At 59.6% G+C, this 16,088-nt stretch carries 12 protein-coding genes; 1 reads left to right on the top strand and 11 read right to left on the bottom strand.

From position 1 onward, the window contains the following. Window positions 1-4 precede the first annotated feature (4 nt). The 6 genes from GS612_RS14985 to GS612_RS14960 are packed head-to-tail and all read right to left on the bottom strand — an operon-like array spanning window position 5 to window position 6,011. Window positions 5-760 carry a polysaccharide deacetylase family protein gene (locus tag GS612_RS14985; RefSeq protein WP_171641397.1) on the bottom strand — a complete coding sequence of 252 codons (756 nt, stop codon included), beginning with the start codon at window positions 758-760 and terminating at the stop codon, window positions 5-7. Further along, entirely contained in the window at window positions 757-1,899 is a 1,143-nt protein-coding gene (locus GS612_RS14980; RefSeq protein WP_171641395.1) for a glycosyltransferase family protein, read from the bottom strand. Before GS612_RS14980 ends, GS612_RS14985 begins: the two co-directional genes overlap by 4 nt. After that, on the bottom strand, window positions 1,896-2,480 hold the full coding sequence (locus tag GS612_RS14975) for a histidine phosphatase family protein (RefSeq protein WP_152457131.1): 585 nt from the start codon (window positions 2,478-2,480) through the stop codon (window positions 1,896-1,898). Before GS612_RS14975 ends, GS612_RS14980 begins: the two co-directional genes overlap by 4 nt. Continuing rightward, entirely contained in the window at window positions 2,477-3,553 is a 1,077-nt protein-coding gene (locus GS612_RS14970) for a glycosyltransferase family 4 protein (protein ID WP_171641393.1), read from the bottom strand. Before GS612_RS14970 ends, GS612_RS14975 begins: the two co-directional genes overlap by 4 nt. Beyond that, window positions 3,553-4,800, bottom strand: coding sequence for a glycosyltransferase family 4 protein (locus tag GS612_RS14965; RefSeq protein WP_171641391.1), 1,248 nt, complete (start codon window positions 4,798-4,800; stop codon window positions 3,553-3,555). Before GS612_RS14965 ends, GS612_RS14970 begins: the two co-directional genes overlap by 1 nt. Continuing rightward, entirely contained in the window at window positions 4,797-6,011 is a 1,215-nt protein-coding gene (locus tag GS612_RS14960) for a glycosyltransferase family protein (RefSeq protein WP_171170974.1), read from the bottom strand. Before GS612_RS14960 ends, GS612_RS14965 begins: the two co-directional genes overlap by 4 nt. 386 nt (window positions 6,012-6,397) lie before the next feature. Between GS612_RS14960 and GS612_RS14955 the strand changes: the two genes are divergently transcribed. Continuing rightward, window positions 6,398-8,773: a mechanosensitive ion channel family protein gene (locus GS612_RS14955; protein WP_171641390.1), complete on the top strand. Its 2,376-nt coding sequence runs from the start codon at window positions 6,398-6,400 to the stop codon at window positions 8,771-8,773. A gap of 23 nt (window positions 8,774-8,796) precedes the next feature. Here the strand turns inward: GS612_RS14955 and GS612_RS14950 are convergent, their stop codons facing one another. The 5 genes from GS612_RS14950 to GS612_RS14930 are packed head-to-tail and all read right to left on the bottom strand — an operon-like array spanning window position 8,797 to window position 16,021. Further along, window positions 8,797-10,152, bottom strand: coding sequence for a CoA transferase (locus GS612_RS14950; protein ID WP_171641388.1), 1,356 nt, complete (start codon window positions 10,150-10,152; stop codon window positions 8,797-8,799). After that, a complete protein-coding gene (locus GS612_RS14945) occupies window positions 10,149-11,303 on the bottom strand; it encodes an ABC transporter permease (protein ID WP_171232653.1) in 1,155 nt (384 codons plus the stop codon). The genes GS612_RS14950 and GS612_RS14945 overlap by 4 nt, the downstream gene beginning before the upstream one ends. Further along, window positions 11,300-12,328: an ABC transporter permease gene (locus GS612_RS14940; protein ID WP_152457137.1), complete on the bottom strand. Its 1,029-nt coding sequence runs from the start codon at window positions 12,326-12,328 to the stop codon at window positions 11,300-11,302. Before GS612_RS14940 ends, GS612_RS14945 begins: the two co-directional genes overlap by 4 nt. Before the next feature lie 14 nt (window positions 12,329-12,342). Further along, window positions 12,343-14,256 (bottom strand): ABC transporter substrate-binding protein, encoded by a 1,914-nt coding sequence (locus GS612_RS14935; protein ID WP_171641386.1) that lies wholly within the window; start codon window positions 14,254-14,256, stop codon window positions 12,343-12,345. Further along, window positions 14,249-16,021: an ABC transporter ATP-binding protein gene (locus GS612_RS14930; RefSeq protein WP_152457139.1), complete on the bottom strand. Its 1,773-nt coding sequence runs from the start codon at window positions 16,019-16,021 to the stop codon at window positions 14,249-14,251. Before GS612_RS14930 ends, GS612_RS14935 begins: the two co-directional genes overlap by 8 nt. Window positions 16,022-16,088 lie beyond the last annotated feature (67 nt).

Here is a 16,088-nt window from a genome sequence, read left to right as displayed (position 1 = left end):
GTCCTCATTCGTTCTCTGGCGCGACCCAGGCTGTGGCAGGCCCGCTCAGCAATTTGCGCAACAGGGCCTCGGTAAAGGTCCAGATGTCCTGATCATGGACCAGATGATGGGTCAATATGCCAAAGGGCTCGGTGTTGTCTGAACGGCCTTCGCGTCGATCTCGCAGAAGACCAGCAGTCTGTGCGATCAGGGCGTCGGGGGAGATCAGGCCACGCGATCCGCGCCAGTTGATCGGATCAAGGTGGGTATTGATCTGCTCAAGCCCCGGTGCGACCAGACGTGATTTGCGGGGCGTTGTGGTGGACAGGATGCGGTATCCCAGCTTTGGCAACTGCTTGGCCATCTCGGGTGCAATGCGATTCCAGGGGGGCACGAACATCTGTCGCATATTGTCACCAAACACGGACCGAAGACGCGCCATCCCGGCCTGCGCATCCGTCACCATCACGTCCAGCGGACGGTCGAGCCGAAACTCGGCCTTCTTCTCGCCGCGGGGCGCATGGTTTGTATGCGCCCACCCGTGTACGACCGGAACAAGAGACGCGCGCGCGGCAACGTATTCCGCCAGCGCGAGCGTCGCGTCGCGTGGAATGACGGCCAGATGCACGGGCAGGCCCAGTTTGTCGGCCAGCTCGGAAAGGCGGTCCAATTGCGGTGTTGGCGCAATGGCATCATCATCGCGCCACCACACAGGCAAGGGCAAGCTTTCGGCACGCCAATGGTTCAACTCGACGTCAAGTGGGCGCCAGTCGGGGTTCATGTGCGCTGCTCCAGCAGGCGCTTGGCGATGTGGACGGATTGGATGGCCCCGTCAAAACCGAAATCCTGTTGTACACGGGGGCCGTCGGCCACGACACGCTCCACCGCCCGAGCCAATGTCGCCCCGCTCAATGCTCTGCTTTCCAGAACTTCGATTGCGGGCAGATCGGACAGGCTTCGCCCGCGCAGCCCTTGTTCCACCTCTTTGCCGTCGTCGAAAGGCACAAACACGGCGGGGGTGCCACTTTGAAGGATATCCATGGCAGTGTTGTAGCCGCACATGCTTACCGATGCCGCTGCCAGGGGCAGCATCTGGCGGAAATCCGGCCGCACCGGTTCCAGAACAACCGAGGCACCTTCGGCCATCCGGGACAATTCCGCGATCCGAGCCTTTGCATCCGTTCCACCGATCAGCAGGCGCCAGCGCCTGTTGGGCATCTTTCTGGCGGCCTCGATGGCCGCGCGAAAGATCGGTTGCCCGACGGATCCGCCGCCAGCGCTGACCAGGATTTCATCCTGGCCCGCCGCGTCGGGGTGAGGTTGGGGCAATGCAGGCGCCACAAAGCCGGTGTAGTGAAGTCGCTTGGCCAATCGGTCCGACACCGGCCAGCTGACCGACAGGGGCGTAACGCTTTCGGTCGAATGAACCAGAATGCCGTCATAATACCGAGACACGATTTCATCCGCGCGCTCGGCCTTGGCGGGTTTGGAGGGCGGAGCCAGAATGTCGCGGACCGATCCGAGAATGACGGGACGCTCAGGCAACGCGCTTGCCGCATTCAGGGCCGCATCGAACTCGGCCGACAGTGATCGGCGACCAAAGGGGTAAAGCTCGGTGATCAGGAGCTGCGGCTGGAAGCTGTTAACCGCCTGCACCAGGGCGGCCTCGCGCTTGGCGTGATAGGCCGCGTCAGCCTCGTCGCCGGCTTCGGTCAGCAAACGGGTGAAGTTGGTTCCGTCTGACCTGAGTGGCGGCAAGCCGAACAGGGTCATGCCCGTGCTGTCCAATTGCGGCGCGGGCATGCCACCCGTCACGACCATGACGTCGTGCCCATCATCCCGAAAGGCCCGCCCCAATGTCAGCGCCCGGCTGAGATGCCCGGTGCCCAACAGGTGCGTGACGATGATCATCACCTTCATTGCGGGGCCTCGTATTTGATCAGGCGAACGGGGTCGGCGTCGGCGGTCATGGTCTTCATGTCGACGATATACAGCCGATTGCGTTTGATCTTAAAGGGGGCAGGTCCTTCGAAATTCCAACCCCATGCCCAAGCCAGAATGACCCGCATGATACCGATATGGCAGACCGCGACCGTATCCTGCCGCAGCGCGGACAGCCAGGGGCGAAGCCTGTCCCGAACCTCGGCCGGGCTTTCCCCGTTTGGTGGACGGAAATCCCAGCCCCAATGCTCGATATGACGATATCCGCTGGATGCGTCCGCGATCAGGTCGACCCCGCGCTGACCTTCCCAATCGCCCCAGTTCATCTCGGTCAACGCGTCCGCGGTTTTCGGGTCGCGACCGGTCACGATTTGCGCCGTCTCACTGGCGCGGTGCAGGGGGCTGGACCAGATGTCAGCCTCGGCCCAGTCCTGTGGCAATCCATAGCCCGCCAATTCGGCTCGGGCGTCATCGTCCAGCGGTATGTCGCTGCGCCCCTGGATCCGTCCCGCTCGGTTCCAATGGGTGTGCCCGTGGCGGAGCAGTGCAAGCCGGGTCATGATACGTCCTTCAGCAGGGGGCGGAGGGTTGCCCACAAGCGCTCGGTCGCCTGTGGCATCAGGTGGCGCTCTGCCACGTAGTTGCGTGCCGCAGCGCCCAGAGTGTGGCGCAGCGTGGAATCCGACAAAAGGGCCTGCATGCCATCCGCAAATCCCCTGGCGCCACTTTCGACGAATGGATAGGCCGCCGGGGACAGAACATCGCGTACGCCGGGCCGATCCTGAGCGACCACAGGCAATCCCGCAGCCTGCGCCTCGAGGTAAATCATGCCGTAAGCCTCATTCACTCCGGGCCATGCAAGCAGAGATGATTGTTGATAGACGCGTTGCAGTTCTTCCCGGTCAAGCTGACCCAGAAAACGCACCCGCTGTCCGAACGGCGCCATCAGCGCCTCAACCTGCCTGCGCGCCGGGCCGTCTCCTGCGATGTTCAGGTGCCAGTCCCCGGTCAAATGCGCCAGGGCCTCGGACAATATCTGATAGGACGCCAGCTTGTCCCCATGCCGCATCATGCCGACGGTCAGCATGGGTGCGCCACCTGTAGCGGCCGGAGGCAGTTCCGAGATCGGCAGGAACGGAGGCAATTCGACCAAAGCCTGATCGCCAAAGCGATCCCGCTCCAAAGTGATCAGGTCGTTGGCTGTATGATAAAAGATCACATCCGCTGCATCGCAGGCCTGATGCGCCGCCTTGGCGAACTCAGCCCACGGTCCGTTTAACCGACTGGATGCGCGGGTGCTTTCCAGTTGCACATAGGGAATGCCACGCGCCTTGCAAATCCAAGGACCCAGCAGGTCAGGTGCCTTGTAATAATTGTGGTAGGTCACCCACAAATCGGTATCTGATGGCATGTCAGAGACAAGTCGTTTCGCTTCATCTTCTGCCGCGCGCCTCAGGGCTTGTTGCAGGTCTTCGTCGCCGTTTTTGTCATAAATGCGCAAGTCGGTCGCCAGATCGACCGTATCACCCTCGGCGGTCAGCGCCTGCATCAGATTCCGGGCCATTTCACGGTCGCCCGAAGGTTTCGGGCTGTCAGGAGATTTCATCGGGGCATAAAACGCGACCCGCGCCATTACGCGTTTTCCATGCACATGGAGTTGAGGTGTTCCGACAGCCGTGCGATGCCGGGGGCCATCCGGAACTCGGCGATCAGGCGATCATACGCCGCATGCGCCATCTGTGACGCTTGCTGCGGATTGGCTGACAAACGTTCCACGGCTTCCGCAAGTGCAGAGGGGGCGTCATCGGACAGAACCCCATGTGTTCCGGTTTCGATAAACTCGGGGATCGCCGAGACCGGTGTCGACAGGATTGGCAACAACTGAGACGCGGCCTCCATCAACACATTCGGCAACCCGTCGCGGTCTCCGTCCTTCGCGATGCGGCTAGGCAGCACGAACAGGTCGGCATCGCGCATTGCTGCGATGACCTCGGGCTGGTCGCAAGCCCCTTTCCAGGTGATCCGGTTCGCAATGCCGGCTGCGTTCGCCTGTGCCCGCAAAACGTCACCCAATGCGCCGCCGCCGATATGGGTCCAGTGCCAGTTCAGGTCATCGGGCAGCAATGCAAAAGCCGCGATCAGACGATCGAAGCCTTTCTTCTCGACCAGCCGCCCGACGGAAATCATGTGAAAAGGATCATTCACAGCACGCAGCTTTCGCGTCGGAGGTTTGGGAAAGCGAGACAGGTCCAAACCGTGATAGATCAGGTCCACGCGCTTGGGGTCATCGGCCAGGCTGCGCAGATGCTCGGCTCCGATGGCTGTGCAGGTGGCGCCAAACGTCGCCCCGTAGGATGCGGCTTGCAGCTTTTCACGTTTTTCCCAATCCGGCGACGTCCAGATATCCTTGGCATGAGCCGAAAAGCTCCACGGCAATCCGCGCATGATGGCGGCGTAACGGGCAACGGATGACGGCGTGTGCATGAAGTGAGCGTACAACCCTTGCGTCCGGGCAGGCAATTCCGCGGCCAGAACGCAGGCTTGCCCAAACCGTCTGATGCGATTGGGTGTCGGGTCGCGCTTCAAGTCCTTGCGCCAGATCCGATAGGCCCTGTCGTAACCGGGAAGCGTTTGGGCAAGGGTCCGTGCCGCCCAGACCCGTTTGGGTTCGTCATGAAGATACTCGGGCAGGTATCGGACCCGTCCTGTGAACCGGTCGTGCAAGGGATGGCGTTTCGTATCGGTCGGGTGCCGCAAAGACCAGATGTCAAAGCGATGCCCGGCCTCCTGCAAGGCGACAAGTTCCTGCGCAATGAACGTTTCGGACAGTCGTGGCCAGCCTTTGACCACAACCGCCAATCGAGGAGAATCTGAGGTCATCCGGTGGCTCGTTCCTGTTCCCAGGTCAGCAGGCTCTCGATGCGGTCGGTGACATAGTCCAGCCCGTCCAGCAATCCGCTTTGTATCGCCTGCGACGGCAGGGATTGGTGCGGCAATTCCCGAATGGCGCGGATCATCGCGTCCGGCGTCAGGCCATCCCGGTTTTCATCCAGCATTCGGACAAGGCCCAGCCCTTCTGCGCGCGAGGCCCGTATCCACTGTTCCAGACGGGGCGTGGTGCGCGGGACGATGACAGCGCGTTTGTCAAAGGAAAGAACCTCGCAGAACGTGTTGTAGCCGCCCATGCAGACGACGCCTTCGGCCCCTGCGAACAGCGTTTCGATCTGGGATTCGAACCCAACGGCGGTGACGCGACCGTTCAATGCGGCAACGCGGGTTTCGAAATCTTCGCGCAACTCACCGGACAGGAAGGGGCCATAGACCAAAACCGCCCGCGGCGACAGGTTTGGATCTTTTTCATAGGCAGACAGGACCAGGTTGACCATCGCCTTGCCGTCGCCGCCACCGCCCGGCGTGATCAGGATATAGGGTTGTTGCGGAGGCTCGCCGACCGGACCAAGATCGCGGCGCAGATATCCCGTCCAGTGGATGCGGGACTGTGCCGCGGCGCTCAGCGGCAACCCCTTTGTCGGGTCGTAAATCGACTGCAAACCGTAAACCCAGATTTCGTGATAAAACCGTTCGGTGGCTTCAACCGCTTCCTTGCGCGCCCACTCGGCGGCCAGGACTTCGGGTTCATCCAGAACATCGCGCAACCCAAGCACCATTTTGGTTCCGCAGTTCTGTTGCAGGTGGTTCAGAGTCGGAAGCAGCTCACCCCGGAACCCCGTCGGTTCCTTGTCGACGATCAGCACATCAGGGTCGAACTGCTGAACAGCGGTTTGAATCAGACCCGACCGCAACTCGGTCACTTCTTCGATGCCCATCCCGATCGTGCGTGCAGCATAAGACCCGTCTGCGCGTTTGGTGACACCGGGCAGGCGCACGTGGTCAACGCGACGGGGAAAGGTAAACCGTCCGGCCACGGGTGATCCCGTCAGGATCAGCGCGGATGCGCTTTGGTCCGCCTGCGTGATCGCGGCCGCCAAGGCCCGGGACCGGCGAAGATGGCCCAGTCCGAACGTGTCGTGACTGTAAAACAGGATACGCGGTGCGCGGCCCGGTTTGGAATTGGTTTTGCCTAGGCTCATAGTGTTGCCTGTCTTCTTGATCCCGGTTCGAAATCCGCGCGTTTGCAAGCGTTACTGTATATATCCCCGTCACGCTTGCCAAAGGAGGAATTGCTCTTCCGCAAATGTTCCAAGCATTGCGATTTGGCAACAGCATATTGACGGTATCGCGTCATGTCGCACCAAGGCTTGAGAGGGATCGCAAAAGAACCGGTGAACTGGCAAAGGGGCAGGGCCTACAGATCCCGTTCATATTCAATTTTCGCCAGATTGAAAACATCCGGAATCAGGCAGTGCGCCAACAACACGCCCGAACACGATATTGAGCAGGGCGCGCCCGAGTGTTTGAACTGTCTGAAACCCTTCTGTAATCTGACCGCTATCGGAAAAACTGGATGCAAAACCCCATGAAACATACCTTTCTGGCCGCAACACTTCTGGCTTTGTGGGCTTTTGCACTGGCGCTTCCGGTCAGCGTTTCAGCGCAAACATCCTTGATTCCGGGATACAACGCGGACAGTTCGTCTGCGTCTACGCAGGAAAGCGACTTGGCTGCCGCAATTCGCGCCGCCAGCGAAGCCGGGGCCAGTGTGATCGTCATCGACAGCGCCGGGCGGGTTGTGACAACGGCAGGCGGTACGGATGCGGGCGCGGATGATGCGGCGGGCGATTCGAACAATCCCATGGGTGAGGGATCGCAGCTGATGAAGGCGCAGGAGCGGTTCTCGAAATTCCGTGAGTCCATGCAATCACGGCTTGAGGCGCTGCCGTATTCGGTGTTCGAAGTGAAGTATATCCTGCGCCAGACCAGTCCGGACGGTCGCATTCAGACCTATGTGGAAGTTCTGGGCTGGAACATCCTGTTCCTGTTGTTGGGCCGCTGGCTGTCTATCGAGATATACGGAAAACGCATCGCGCGCCGCTGGGTCGTGGCGCGGATCAAGGATGAACCGCAGGGTTACCGAGAAAAGATGCCCTTCCTTCTGTTCCGGTTCCTGATGGGGATCGGAGCGACGATATTTGCCATGCTCATGGCCCTGATCGTCGGATACCTGTTTTTTGGCGAAGCGGACGATATCTCGATCCAGTTCACGGTCACGGCGATCTTCACGGCGTTCTTCCTGTCGCGCACGGTGTCCGATCTGTGGCGGATGGTATTGTCACCTTACCTGAGTCAATACCGGCTGCCTCCGTTCTCGGACCGGGACGCCAAGCGGCTGTATCTGTGGGCTTCGGCACTCGCGACCTATGACATCACGGTTGTTCTGTTTTCGACCTGGGTTGCGGATTTCGGGCTGAACTACAACGTCTACGCCATGGTCTATGGCTGCCTGACGATGGTGGGCGCTTTCGGCAATATTCTGATGATCCTGTTCAATGCCCGGGCCATTTCAAATGCGATCCGAGGCGGAAGAGCGCCGGATCAGGTCTCGTGGTTGTTGCGGTTCGTATCCTTCGGCTGGGCGCCTGCACTGATCGTCTATGTCGTGTTCAGCTGGTTCCGTCTGGCGGTTGATCTTGCACTGGAGAACCCAACGCCGCTGCCGCTGATCGCAAGCAGCTATATGATCTTCATGTCCGTCGTCGTTGCCTATGGTGCGATGAACTACGTGCTGGAGCGGTATTTTGACCGTTCGCGCAAGATCAACGAGATAAACGAAGAAACCGCCGCTGCCGAAGCGGATGCCGAGCCCGTGGAAACGCCCGAGGCAGAACAGCGCAAACAGTATCTTCTGACCTATGAGGATCTGGCGCGCCGGGTGGCCGGAATTCTGGCCTTTGTGATTGGTGTCTATGCCCTTGTGGTGATTTGGTATCCCGATGCGGACTGGAGCGAGGACCTGCCAGTTGCACGCGTGCTGGATGTAATGGTCATCATTTTCATCGGCTACATCCTGTTTCATTTCTTTCGCATCTGGATCGACAGCAAGATAGCGGAAGAAGTAGATGATGGCACCGAGGCCGAACTGGGCGATGAGGGCGGGGAAGGCGGGCAAAGCCGGCTGGCGACGCTGCTGCCATTGTTCCGCGGCGCAATTCTGGCCGTTGTGGTCGTGACCATCATGCTGATCGTTCTCATGGAACTTGGTATCAATGTCAGCCCGCTGTTTGCCGGTGCCGGTGTGGTTGGCCTGGCTGTCGGTTTCGGATCTCAAACACTGGTGCGAGACATCTTTTCCGGGGCGTTTTTCCTGATGGATGATGCCTTTCGGAAGGGTGAGTACATCGATATCGGAGACGTCAAGGGAACGGTCGAGAAGATCTCGGTCCGGTCCTTCCAGCTGCGTCACCATCTTGGTGCGCTGAACACGATTCCTTTTGGCGAAATCAAGGTTCTGACGAACTATTCCCGTGACTGGGTGATCATGAAACTGCCGCTGCGCGTGACCTATGACACTGACGTGGAAAAGGTGCGAAAGCTGATCAAGAAGCTGGGGCAGGAGTTGCTGAGCGATCCTGTGATCGGCGAAAACTTCATACAGCCGTTGAAGTCCCAGGGCGTGATCGAGATGCAGGATTCAGCGATGATCATCCGGGTCAAGTTCATGACCAAACCGGGCGATCAGTGGTTGGTGCGCAAGAAGGTCTATCAGGAAATTCGCGAATTGTTCGCGCGGGAAGGCATCAAATTCGCTCATCGCGAAGTCACCGTGAGGTTGGCGGACGGCAAAGAGGCCGATGACCTGACGCCGAAACAGCGTGAGGCGGTAACAGGCGCGGTGCAGGCCGCGATCGATGAGGACTACCTGGATGATATCGGCCCTGGGGGCGATGATCGATAGGGGCGCGGCTGCGTACCGGATGGTCAGTTGGCGTCGAGCGGCCAGACAGGTTCTGAACTGCCCAGTTTCGACGCAGGCAAATCCCAGCGCATCGTCGCTTCGCCGACCCTCAGCGCAGGGTTGAGGCGATGGCCCGGCCCCCAGCCGGACGCCTCCGTCGCCGTGCCGTAATCCGTTGTTGCCGGGGTGATGGGCGCGGATTGTGCTTCGTCTTTGCCGAGCACGGCCAGAAGTTCGGCGGTGCGCGCCAGAGAGAGATGCGCGTGCATGATGGAATTGCCTGATGCGGCCTCGGCCAGTGCGGACAGGACGGCAGCCGCCATCAGATAGCCGGTCGCGTGGTCCAGAGCTTGAACCGGCAACGGGGTCGGCTTGTCCGCGTTCGCCCACTCCATCCCGGCATGGGCGATACCCGCGCTCATCTGGACAAGGCTGTCAAACCCGCGCCGGGTCGACCATGGACCTTGCCAGCCATAGGCATCCAGCGTGACTTCGATCCGGTTCGGAGCCAGCTCGTCACGTTTGGCCCGGGTCAGACCCAGTGCCTCCAGCGCGCCGGGTCGATACCCGTGTACGAACACATCCGCCTGAGCCAGCAACCCATGCAATCGTTCAAGGCCGGTTTCGGATTTCAAATCAAGATAGGCGCAGCGCTTTCCCAGCGATATGTCGGGGATCACCCCCGGTTCATCCCAGCCAGGTGGGTCGATGCGCAAGACCTCGGCTCCGAACCCTGCAAGCGTTCGGGTAGAAACCGGGCCGGCCAGAACGCGCGTCAGATCCAGCACCCGTAACCCGGCCAGAGGCCGATCAGCGGTGGCCCGAGGTCTGTCGCGCAGATTGACATAGCGCGGTCCCTGCCATCCGATCAAAGGGTCGCGCGACACGGCGCGGCCTTGTGGGTGATCAAGCCATTCCGTCCGGCTGCGCATGGCAGCGGCCACCCCACCTTCGGCAACAACCGCCGTTTCCAGATCCGACATCGCCCAAGACCTGACAGCATTTGCCACGGCTTCACGCTCTGGCCGGGTGCCAAGGACTTTCAACGCGGCAGAGCGATGGCGGGGCAGGTTTGTGTGCAGCCTGATCCAGCCATCCGCGGCTTTGTAGTCGCCCGCGACCGTATCCCACAAACTGGGCATGTCCCAACCTTCTGGTTTGAAGGAATAGCCGAACCACAGAGATGCCAGCCGATGATCGATCGAGACTTCGGGTGCCTTCGTGGACAGGTTGATCGCCTGGATCAGCCGGGCCATTTCCCGCCCCACGGCTGCGAAACTGGCGGTGGCCAATTCGGAAACGGCAAAGGCGCTTGGCAGAACACCGGCACCGACCCTGTGATAGCTGTCGGCAGCGGGAAGCGTGGCAAGAAGACTCATTGCTGATAGGGGTCGAGACTGTCGCGCAGCCCGTCACCAAGGAAGTTGAACGCCAATACCACGACAATGATCGGCAGCATCGGGATTGCCGTCCAGGGATAGATCTCGATCGACGCGAGGTTCTGCGCGTCATTCAGCATCACGCCCCAACTGACTGCGGGTGCGCGCAGGCCGAGGCCAAGAAAACTGAGCGCCGTTTCCCCCAGGATCATGGCAGGGATCGACAATGTGGCCGATGCAATCAGGTGCGACATGAAGTTGGGCAGCAGGTGCTTGCGGATCACACGGCCCGAACTTGCCCCCATCATCTCGGCGGCCCGGACATATTCCTCTTCCCGCAAAGACAGGAACTTCGCCCGAACCGAGCGCGCCAAACCCGGCCAGTCGAGGATGCCCAGAATGATCGAAATGATGAAGAACACCGCGACCGGGCTCCAGTTCGAAGGCACGGCGGCGGAAAGGGCCAGCCACAGCGGCAGTTCCGGCAACGAACGCAGGATTTCGATGACGCGGTTGATGGTCCAGTCGATACGCCCGCCAAAATAGCCGGCCATCGAACCGAACAGGATGCCAAGGAAGAAGGACACCGAGATACCGATCAGACCCACCGTCAAAGACAGTTGCGCGCCATAGAGAATACGGCTGAAGATGTCTCGGCCCAGACGGTCGGATCCCCACAGGAACAGCGTTGTCCCCTCTGGCGGGCAGAACAGGTGTGTGTCCGACGGTATGAAACCGGCCAGCTTGTATTCAGAGCCTTCGCAGAAGAACCGGATCGGGCGCGGGTCTTCTGTGTCGGGGACAAACTTCCATTGGAAGGTTTCAAGGTCCGCCTCGGCGACGATCGGATAGACATGTGGGCCGATGAACTCACCCTCGTGAAACCAGTTTACCGATTGTGGCGGCGCGTACAGGTGCTCTCCGTTTCGGTCATTTGGCCCGTAAGGCGCAATAAACCCGGCAAAGGGCAGCATTAGATAGCAAAACAGCAGGAAGATGCCTGAGATCAGGCCCAGCTTGTGGGTTTTGAACTTGCGCCAGACAAGAACCCAGTTGGGGGCATCCAGATCGGCGCGTTCCAGCTGTTGAATCGAGGCCTGCGGATCAAACGGCGCGTCATCGACATAGCGGTTGTCAGAACGATCAGTCATGCCTCGCGCCCCTCATACCGAATGCGCGGATCCAGCATCACCAGCAGGATATCCGAAATCATCGTGCCGATCAGCGTCAGCAGGGCGACGAACATCAGGATGAACGCGGACAGGAATTGATCCTGCGTCTTCAAAGCAGTCAGCAGAGTAGGGCCAATGGTTTGCAGGCCCAGAACGACCGATACCAGAACCGAGCCGGACACCATCGACGGCAGTAGGTTGCCGATATCGGCGACAAAGGGGTTGAAGGCCACCCGCAGCGGATACTTGGTCAGCATCCGTGAAGGGGCCATGCCCTTCGCGATGGCGGTTTCCACATAGGGCTTGCCGAGTTCGTCCAGCATATTCGCGCGCAGACGCTGCATCATCGCCGATGCCCCTGAAGTGCCGATGACGAAGGTCGGTACGATCAGGTGGATGAGGATGGACTTCAATTTCTCCCAGCTCATCGGCTGGCCTTCGAAACTGGGATCCATCAAGCCCCCGATCGGCAGGTTGAAATACTGGTGGCCATAATAGAACAGGATCAGCGCCAGCAAAAAGTTCGGCGTTGCCAGCCCCAGATATCCCACGAAGGCCGAGGTATAGTCGATCCATGTCCGGGACCGCGCGGCGGCGATAACGCCCAGCGGCAACGCGACGGCATAGACAAACAGGATCGCAGCCAGATTGACCACAACCGTCAACCAAAGCGTGTCGCCGACGATTTCGGAAACGGGACGGTCAAATTCAAAGGACCACCCGTAATTGCCTTGGATCAACCCCGAAAACCCATGCGGTCCGGGCCAGAATCCCATCCAGATCAGGTATTGTTCCCACATCGGACGGTCCAGAGCGTATTCAGCGCGCAGGAACTCTGCCTTTGCGACACCTGCCGACTGGCCCGAGGCCTGAAGTTCAGCGATCTGGTTGCTCAGATAGTCGCCGGGCGGAAGGTTGATGATTACAAAAACCAGAACCGAGACCACCAACAAAGTCAGCAGCATCGTGAAAAAGCGATACACCACGTAGCGCAGCATGATCATTTAGCTGCTCCTGCTCAGTCGGCGAAAAAGAACTCGTCCGGGCGGTGAATGCCGAAATGTGCACCGGGCTCCCAGGCCCACATAGCCTGTTCCGGAACATTTCGCAGGCGGTTTGACACCACAATGGGCTGGGGGGCGCCGTTCAGGATGCCTATGGCATAGACCTGATCGGCATGGATTTTCAACATCTCGGTCCAGACAGCCGCGCGTTCTTCATCGGTCGTGGCGATTTGCCATTCATGCGCCAATTCCATCAGGCGCTGCGCCTCTGGCATGTCGGGGGCTTCACCCGCTTCGCCACCGGTCTGATAGTGCTGCCCCCATTTTGGCCAAGCCAGGAACACCTGATCTGTCGGGGCCAGATAAGCCGGGGACGTATGCGCCTGCGGAATACCATCATCCCAACCGAACCAGACGGACGCCATGGAATTGCCCGCGAAAACGCGGTTGCGCAGGATGTCCCTGTCCAGCGGGCGCATGACCAGTTTGACACCGATTTCACGCCAGGTATCGGTTACGATCTGAAGCGCGTTTTCGACTTCCTGCCGCTCACCTGCGGTTTCGATTACCAGCTCCATTGGGCGACCGTCAGGCAACAGGCGGATGCCGTTCTTGTCGCGCTGATCCAGACCAGCCTCATCCAAAAGCGCATTGGCCTGATCCACATCGTATTGCGCCCAGGCCGCAGCGTTTTCTTCACTGTAGAAGGGCGAGGCGGGAAGAGCCGAGTTCGCGGCGGGGTGTGCGAGTTTGAAGTAAAGCGCCTGGTTGATGGTCTGCCGGTCGATGGCCAACGACAAGGCGCGCCGCACGCGAACGTCCCTCAGTACATCGCGCCAGACATCATCAGAAAAGTTCAGGTTCGGGTAGATCGCGATCTGCGAGGCCACGCCGGTTTTCCACAACAGCGTTTTGTATCCGCCTTGTGCTTCGCCTTTCTTGAGGATCGACGCGTCTCGGAAGGCAAGGCCACGGCCTTGCAGGTCGCTTTCACCGGCGTTGGTCTTGGCGGCAACAAGACCGGGGGCGACGATCTCCATCTCGACCACGTCAATATAGGGAAGTTGCACCCCCTTGCTGTCGATCCGGTGATAATAGGGGTTGCGCACAAAGTTGTGACGGATTTTCTTGCCCGAACTGGCGTTCAGCCATGGCTGCAACGTGGGAAGTTCGTGGTTGTCGAACTTGTAAAGATTATCCAGCTTGTTGTGCAGCGCCGCCCAGCTTTTGACCCGGGCATCTTCAACCTGAAAGGCAAGCTCTTCCGCGTCCGCGTATTTCTCGTGATACTGTTTCAGAAACGCGGCCGGCCGGTAAATAAACGGCGGTCGTGCTTGTGCCAGAGATTGCAGGAAGTTCGGGTTCGGGTCGTCCCATTCGAAGATCACGGTGGTCTCATCGGGAAACGTGACCGTGGGCAATTTACCTTCGACGATCAGAAAATCGGGTGGGCCTGACGGGCTGAGCAACTCGTTGTTGGCGACGTCTTCCCACCAATAGCGGAAGTCTTCCGAGGTAAAGGGTGAGCCGTCCGACCACTTGTGCCCTTCGCGCAGTTTCAGGGTAAATTTGCGATTGCCCTCGTTTTCATACGAGGCCAGCAGGTCGGGTACCAATTCGTAATCTTGGTTGAACCCAACCAACCTTGCATAGCCATAGACAACCATCTGCCGGATATCTTTGGATCGCGTGACCATGGTGCGCAGAGTGCCACCCGGTTTCCCGAATTCTCTTCCTTTTGCGGCCAGATCCACAATCAGAGGGTCCTTGGGCAAACGCTCCTGCACTGGCGGAAGATTGCCGCTTTCAACCTCGGCGCTCCAGAAGGCGCTTTCCTGAGGTGTTGGGATTGTATCTGCCGCCGCGGGCAGGATCCCTGAAAACGCCAGCATAGCAGCCAGCAGCAGAGGGCGAATGGTATTAAACATGGCAACGTACCTTATGGCCCGGTTCCAATTCCACCAGTGAGGGTATCACGGTGTCCGAGAAACGAAAGGCTTCATCCCAACTGTCCGGCGCGCCGGCACCCAGAGAAACCAATTGAAGGTCAATCGGGCGATTGATGTCGGGTTCGGGTTGAGCGGCAATCAGCGCCTTGGTGTATGGATGGCGCGGATTGTAGAAAAGAGTTTCGGGCGGTGCCTGTTCGACGATCAGACCCCGACGCATGACGGCAACTTCGTCAGCGATCCGTGCGACAACGGCCAGATCATGTGAGATGAACAGGTAGGACAGGTTCAGGCTGTCTTGCAGGTTTTCCAGCAACGTCAGGATTTGTTCCTGAACAGATACATCCAATGCCGAGGTCGGTTCGTCGCACACGATCAACTGCGGGTCCAGCATCATGGCCCGCGCCACTGAAAGGCGCTGTCGCTGCCCTCCGGAAAACGCGTGCGGATAGCGTTTGAGCATATCACCCGTCAGGCCGACGCGCTGCAACATCTCGGCGGCCTTGTCCCGCTGTTCGGCTGTTGTGCCGATGCGGTGGATTTCCAGTGGTTCGGTCATGGCGTCCTGAATGCGCATCCGGGGGCTGAGCGAACTGTAAGGGTCCTGAAAAACCATCTGTGCCTTGCGCTGAAACGCTGTGCGCTGGGCTCGGGTCATGTTGTGCACCGTGATCGGGTCGGCATCGGGGGCGGTACGAAACAGGACTTCACCACCGGGGTCGGGCAATTCAGCCCCCAAGGCGATGCGGGCCGCCGTTGTCTTTCCCGATCCGCTTTCACCGACAATTGCCAAAGTCTTGCCGCGCGCCAGGTTCAGGTCGACTCCTCGGCAGGCATAGATTGCTTTGTCGGATTGCCATCCTTTGCTGGACCGCATTGTGTAGGTCTTGGACACATCCTTCATCTGCAGGATCAGATCCGTGTCGGGCATCGGTATACCCACCGCGTCCTGATCCGGTATTTCCGGCGCGGCTTCAAACAGCTGCTTGGTGTACGGGTGTGCGGGCGCGGTCAGGATCGGGGCGGCGGGGCCGGCCTCCATGATACGTCCCTTGTGCATGACGACGACCTGCTCGGCCATGTTGGCGACGACACCCAGATCATGAGTCACCAGAATGAGCGCCATGCCGGTTTCACGCTGCAATTCCTTGATCAGGCCCAGAACCTGCGCCTGCGTGGTCACATCCAGTGCGGTGGTCGGTTCGTCCGCGATCAGCAATTCTGGTTTTGACACCATGGCCATGGCGATCATGGCACGTTGGCGCATACCGCCGGACAACTCGAAAGGGTAGGAGTCATAGGCGCGCTGTGGATCAGGGAACCCGACGCGTTCGAACTGCGTCAGGACCTTTTTGCGTGCCGCGGACTCGGACAGCCCACGATGTAGCCACAAAACCTCGCTGACCTGATTGCCAATCTTGTGCAGCGGGGACAGCGATCTCATGGGCTCCTGAAAGATCATTGAAACCCGATTGCCGCGGATGTCGCGCAGCTCACGTTCGGAAACCGTGGTGAGCTCGCACATGCCCTTGGAATCGTTCAAGGTAATCGTGCCGCTTCGAATCTGCGCCGTGCGGGGCAAGATACGTAAGGCGGCGCGGCATGTGATTGTTTTTCCCGATCCCGATTCACCGACCAGGGCAAGCGTCTGTCCGGCTTGGACATCGAAGTTCACATCCGTGACCACGGAATTGCCCGTACCAAAGCCGATGCTGAGGTCTCTTACGGACAACAACGCGCTCATGCGGGTTTTCCACCCGTTTGACCGTTCGATGACATCGGTTACTTCAACTCCCCGTGATTTTTTGTTC

Origin of the sequence: Ruegeria sp. HKCCD6157, from assembly GCF_013110685.1 — a bacterium.
Classification (GTDB): Bacteria; Pseudomonadota; Alphaproteobacteria; order Rhodobacterales; family Rhodobacteraceae; genus Ruegeria.
The sequence above is the reverse complement of the archived record's forward strand: the minus strand, read 5'-3'. Positions and strand labels throughout refer to the sequence as shown.

Coding starts and splice junctions, on each gene's coding strand:
- GS612_RS14985 (WP_171641397.1), bottom strand. CDS start 760: ATGAACCCCGACTGGCGCCCACTTGACGTCGAGTTGAACCATTGGCGT.
- GS612_RS14980 (WP_171641395.1), bottom strand. CDS start 1,899: ATGAAGGTGATGATCATCGTCACGCACCTGTTGGGCACCGGGCATCTC.
- GS612_RS14975 (WP_152457131.1), bottom strand. CDS start 2,480: ATGACCCGGCTTGCACTGCTCCGCCACGGGCACACCCATTGGAACCGA.
- GS612_RS14970 (WP_171641393.1), bottom strand. CDS start 3,553: ATGGCGCGGGTCGCGTTTTATGCCCCGATGAAATCTCCTGACAGCCCG.
- GS612_RS14965 (WP_171641391.1), bottom strand. CDS start 4,800: ATGACCTCAGATTCTCCTCGATTGGCGGTTGTGGTCAAAGGCTGGCCA.
- GS612_RS14960 (WP_171170974.1), bottom strand. CDS start 6,011: ATGAGCCTAGGCAAAACCAATTCCAAACCGGGCCGCGCACCGCGTATC.
- GS612_RS14955 (WP_171641390.1), top strand. CDS start 6,398: ATGAAACATACCTTTCTGGCCGCAACACTTCTGGCTTTGTGGGCTTTT.
- GS612_RS14950 (WP_171641388.1), bottom strand. CDS start 10,152: ATGAGTCTTCTTGCCACGCTTCCCGCTGCCGACAGCTATCACAGGGTC.
- GS612_RS14945 (WP_171232653.1), bottom strand. CDS start 11,303: ATGACTGATCGTTCTGACAACCGCTATGTCGATGACGCGCCGTTTGAT.
- GS612_RS14940 (WP_152457137.1), bottom strand. CDS start 12,328: ATGATCATGCTGCGCTACGTGGTGTATCGCTTTTTCACGATGCTGCTG.
- GS612_RS14935 (WP_171641386.1), bottom strand. CDS start 14,256: ATGTTTAATACCATTCGCCCTCTGCTGCTGGCTGCTATGCTGGCGTTT.
- GS612_RS14930 (WP_152457139.1), bottom strand. CDS start 16,021: ATGAGCGCGTTGTTGTCCGTAAGAGACCTCAGCATCGGCTTTGGTACG.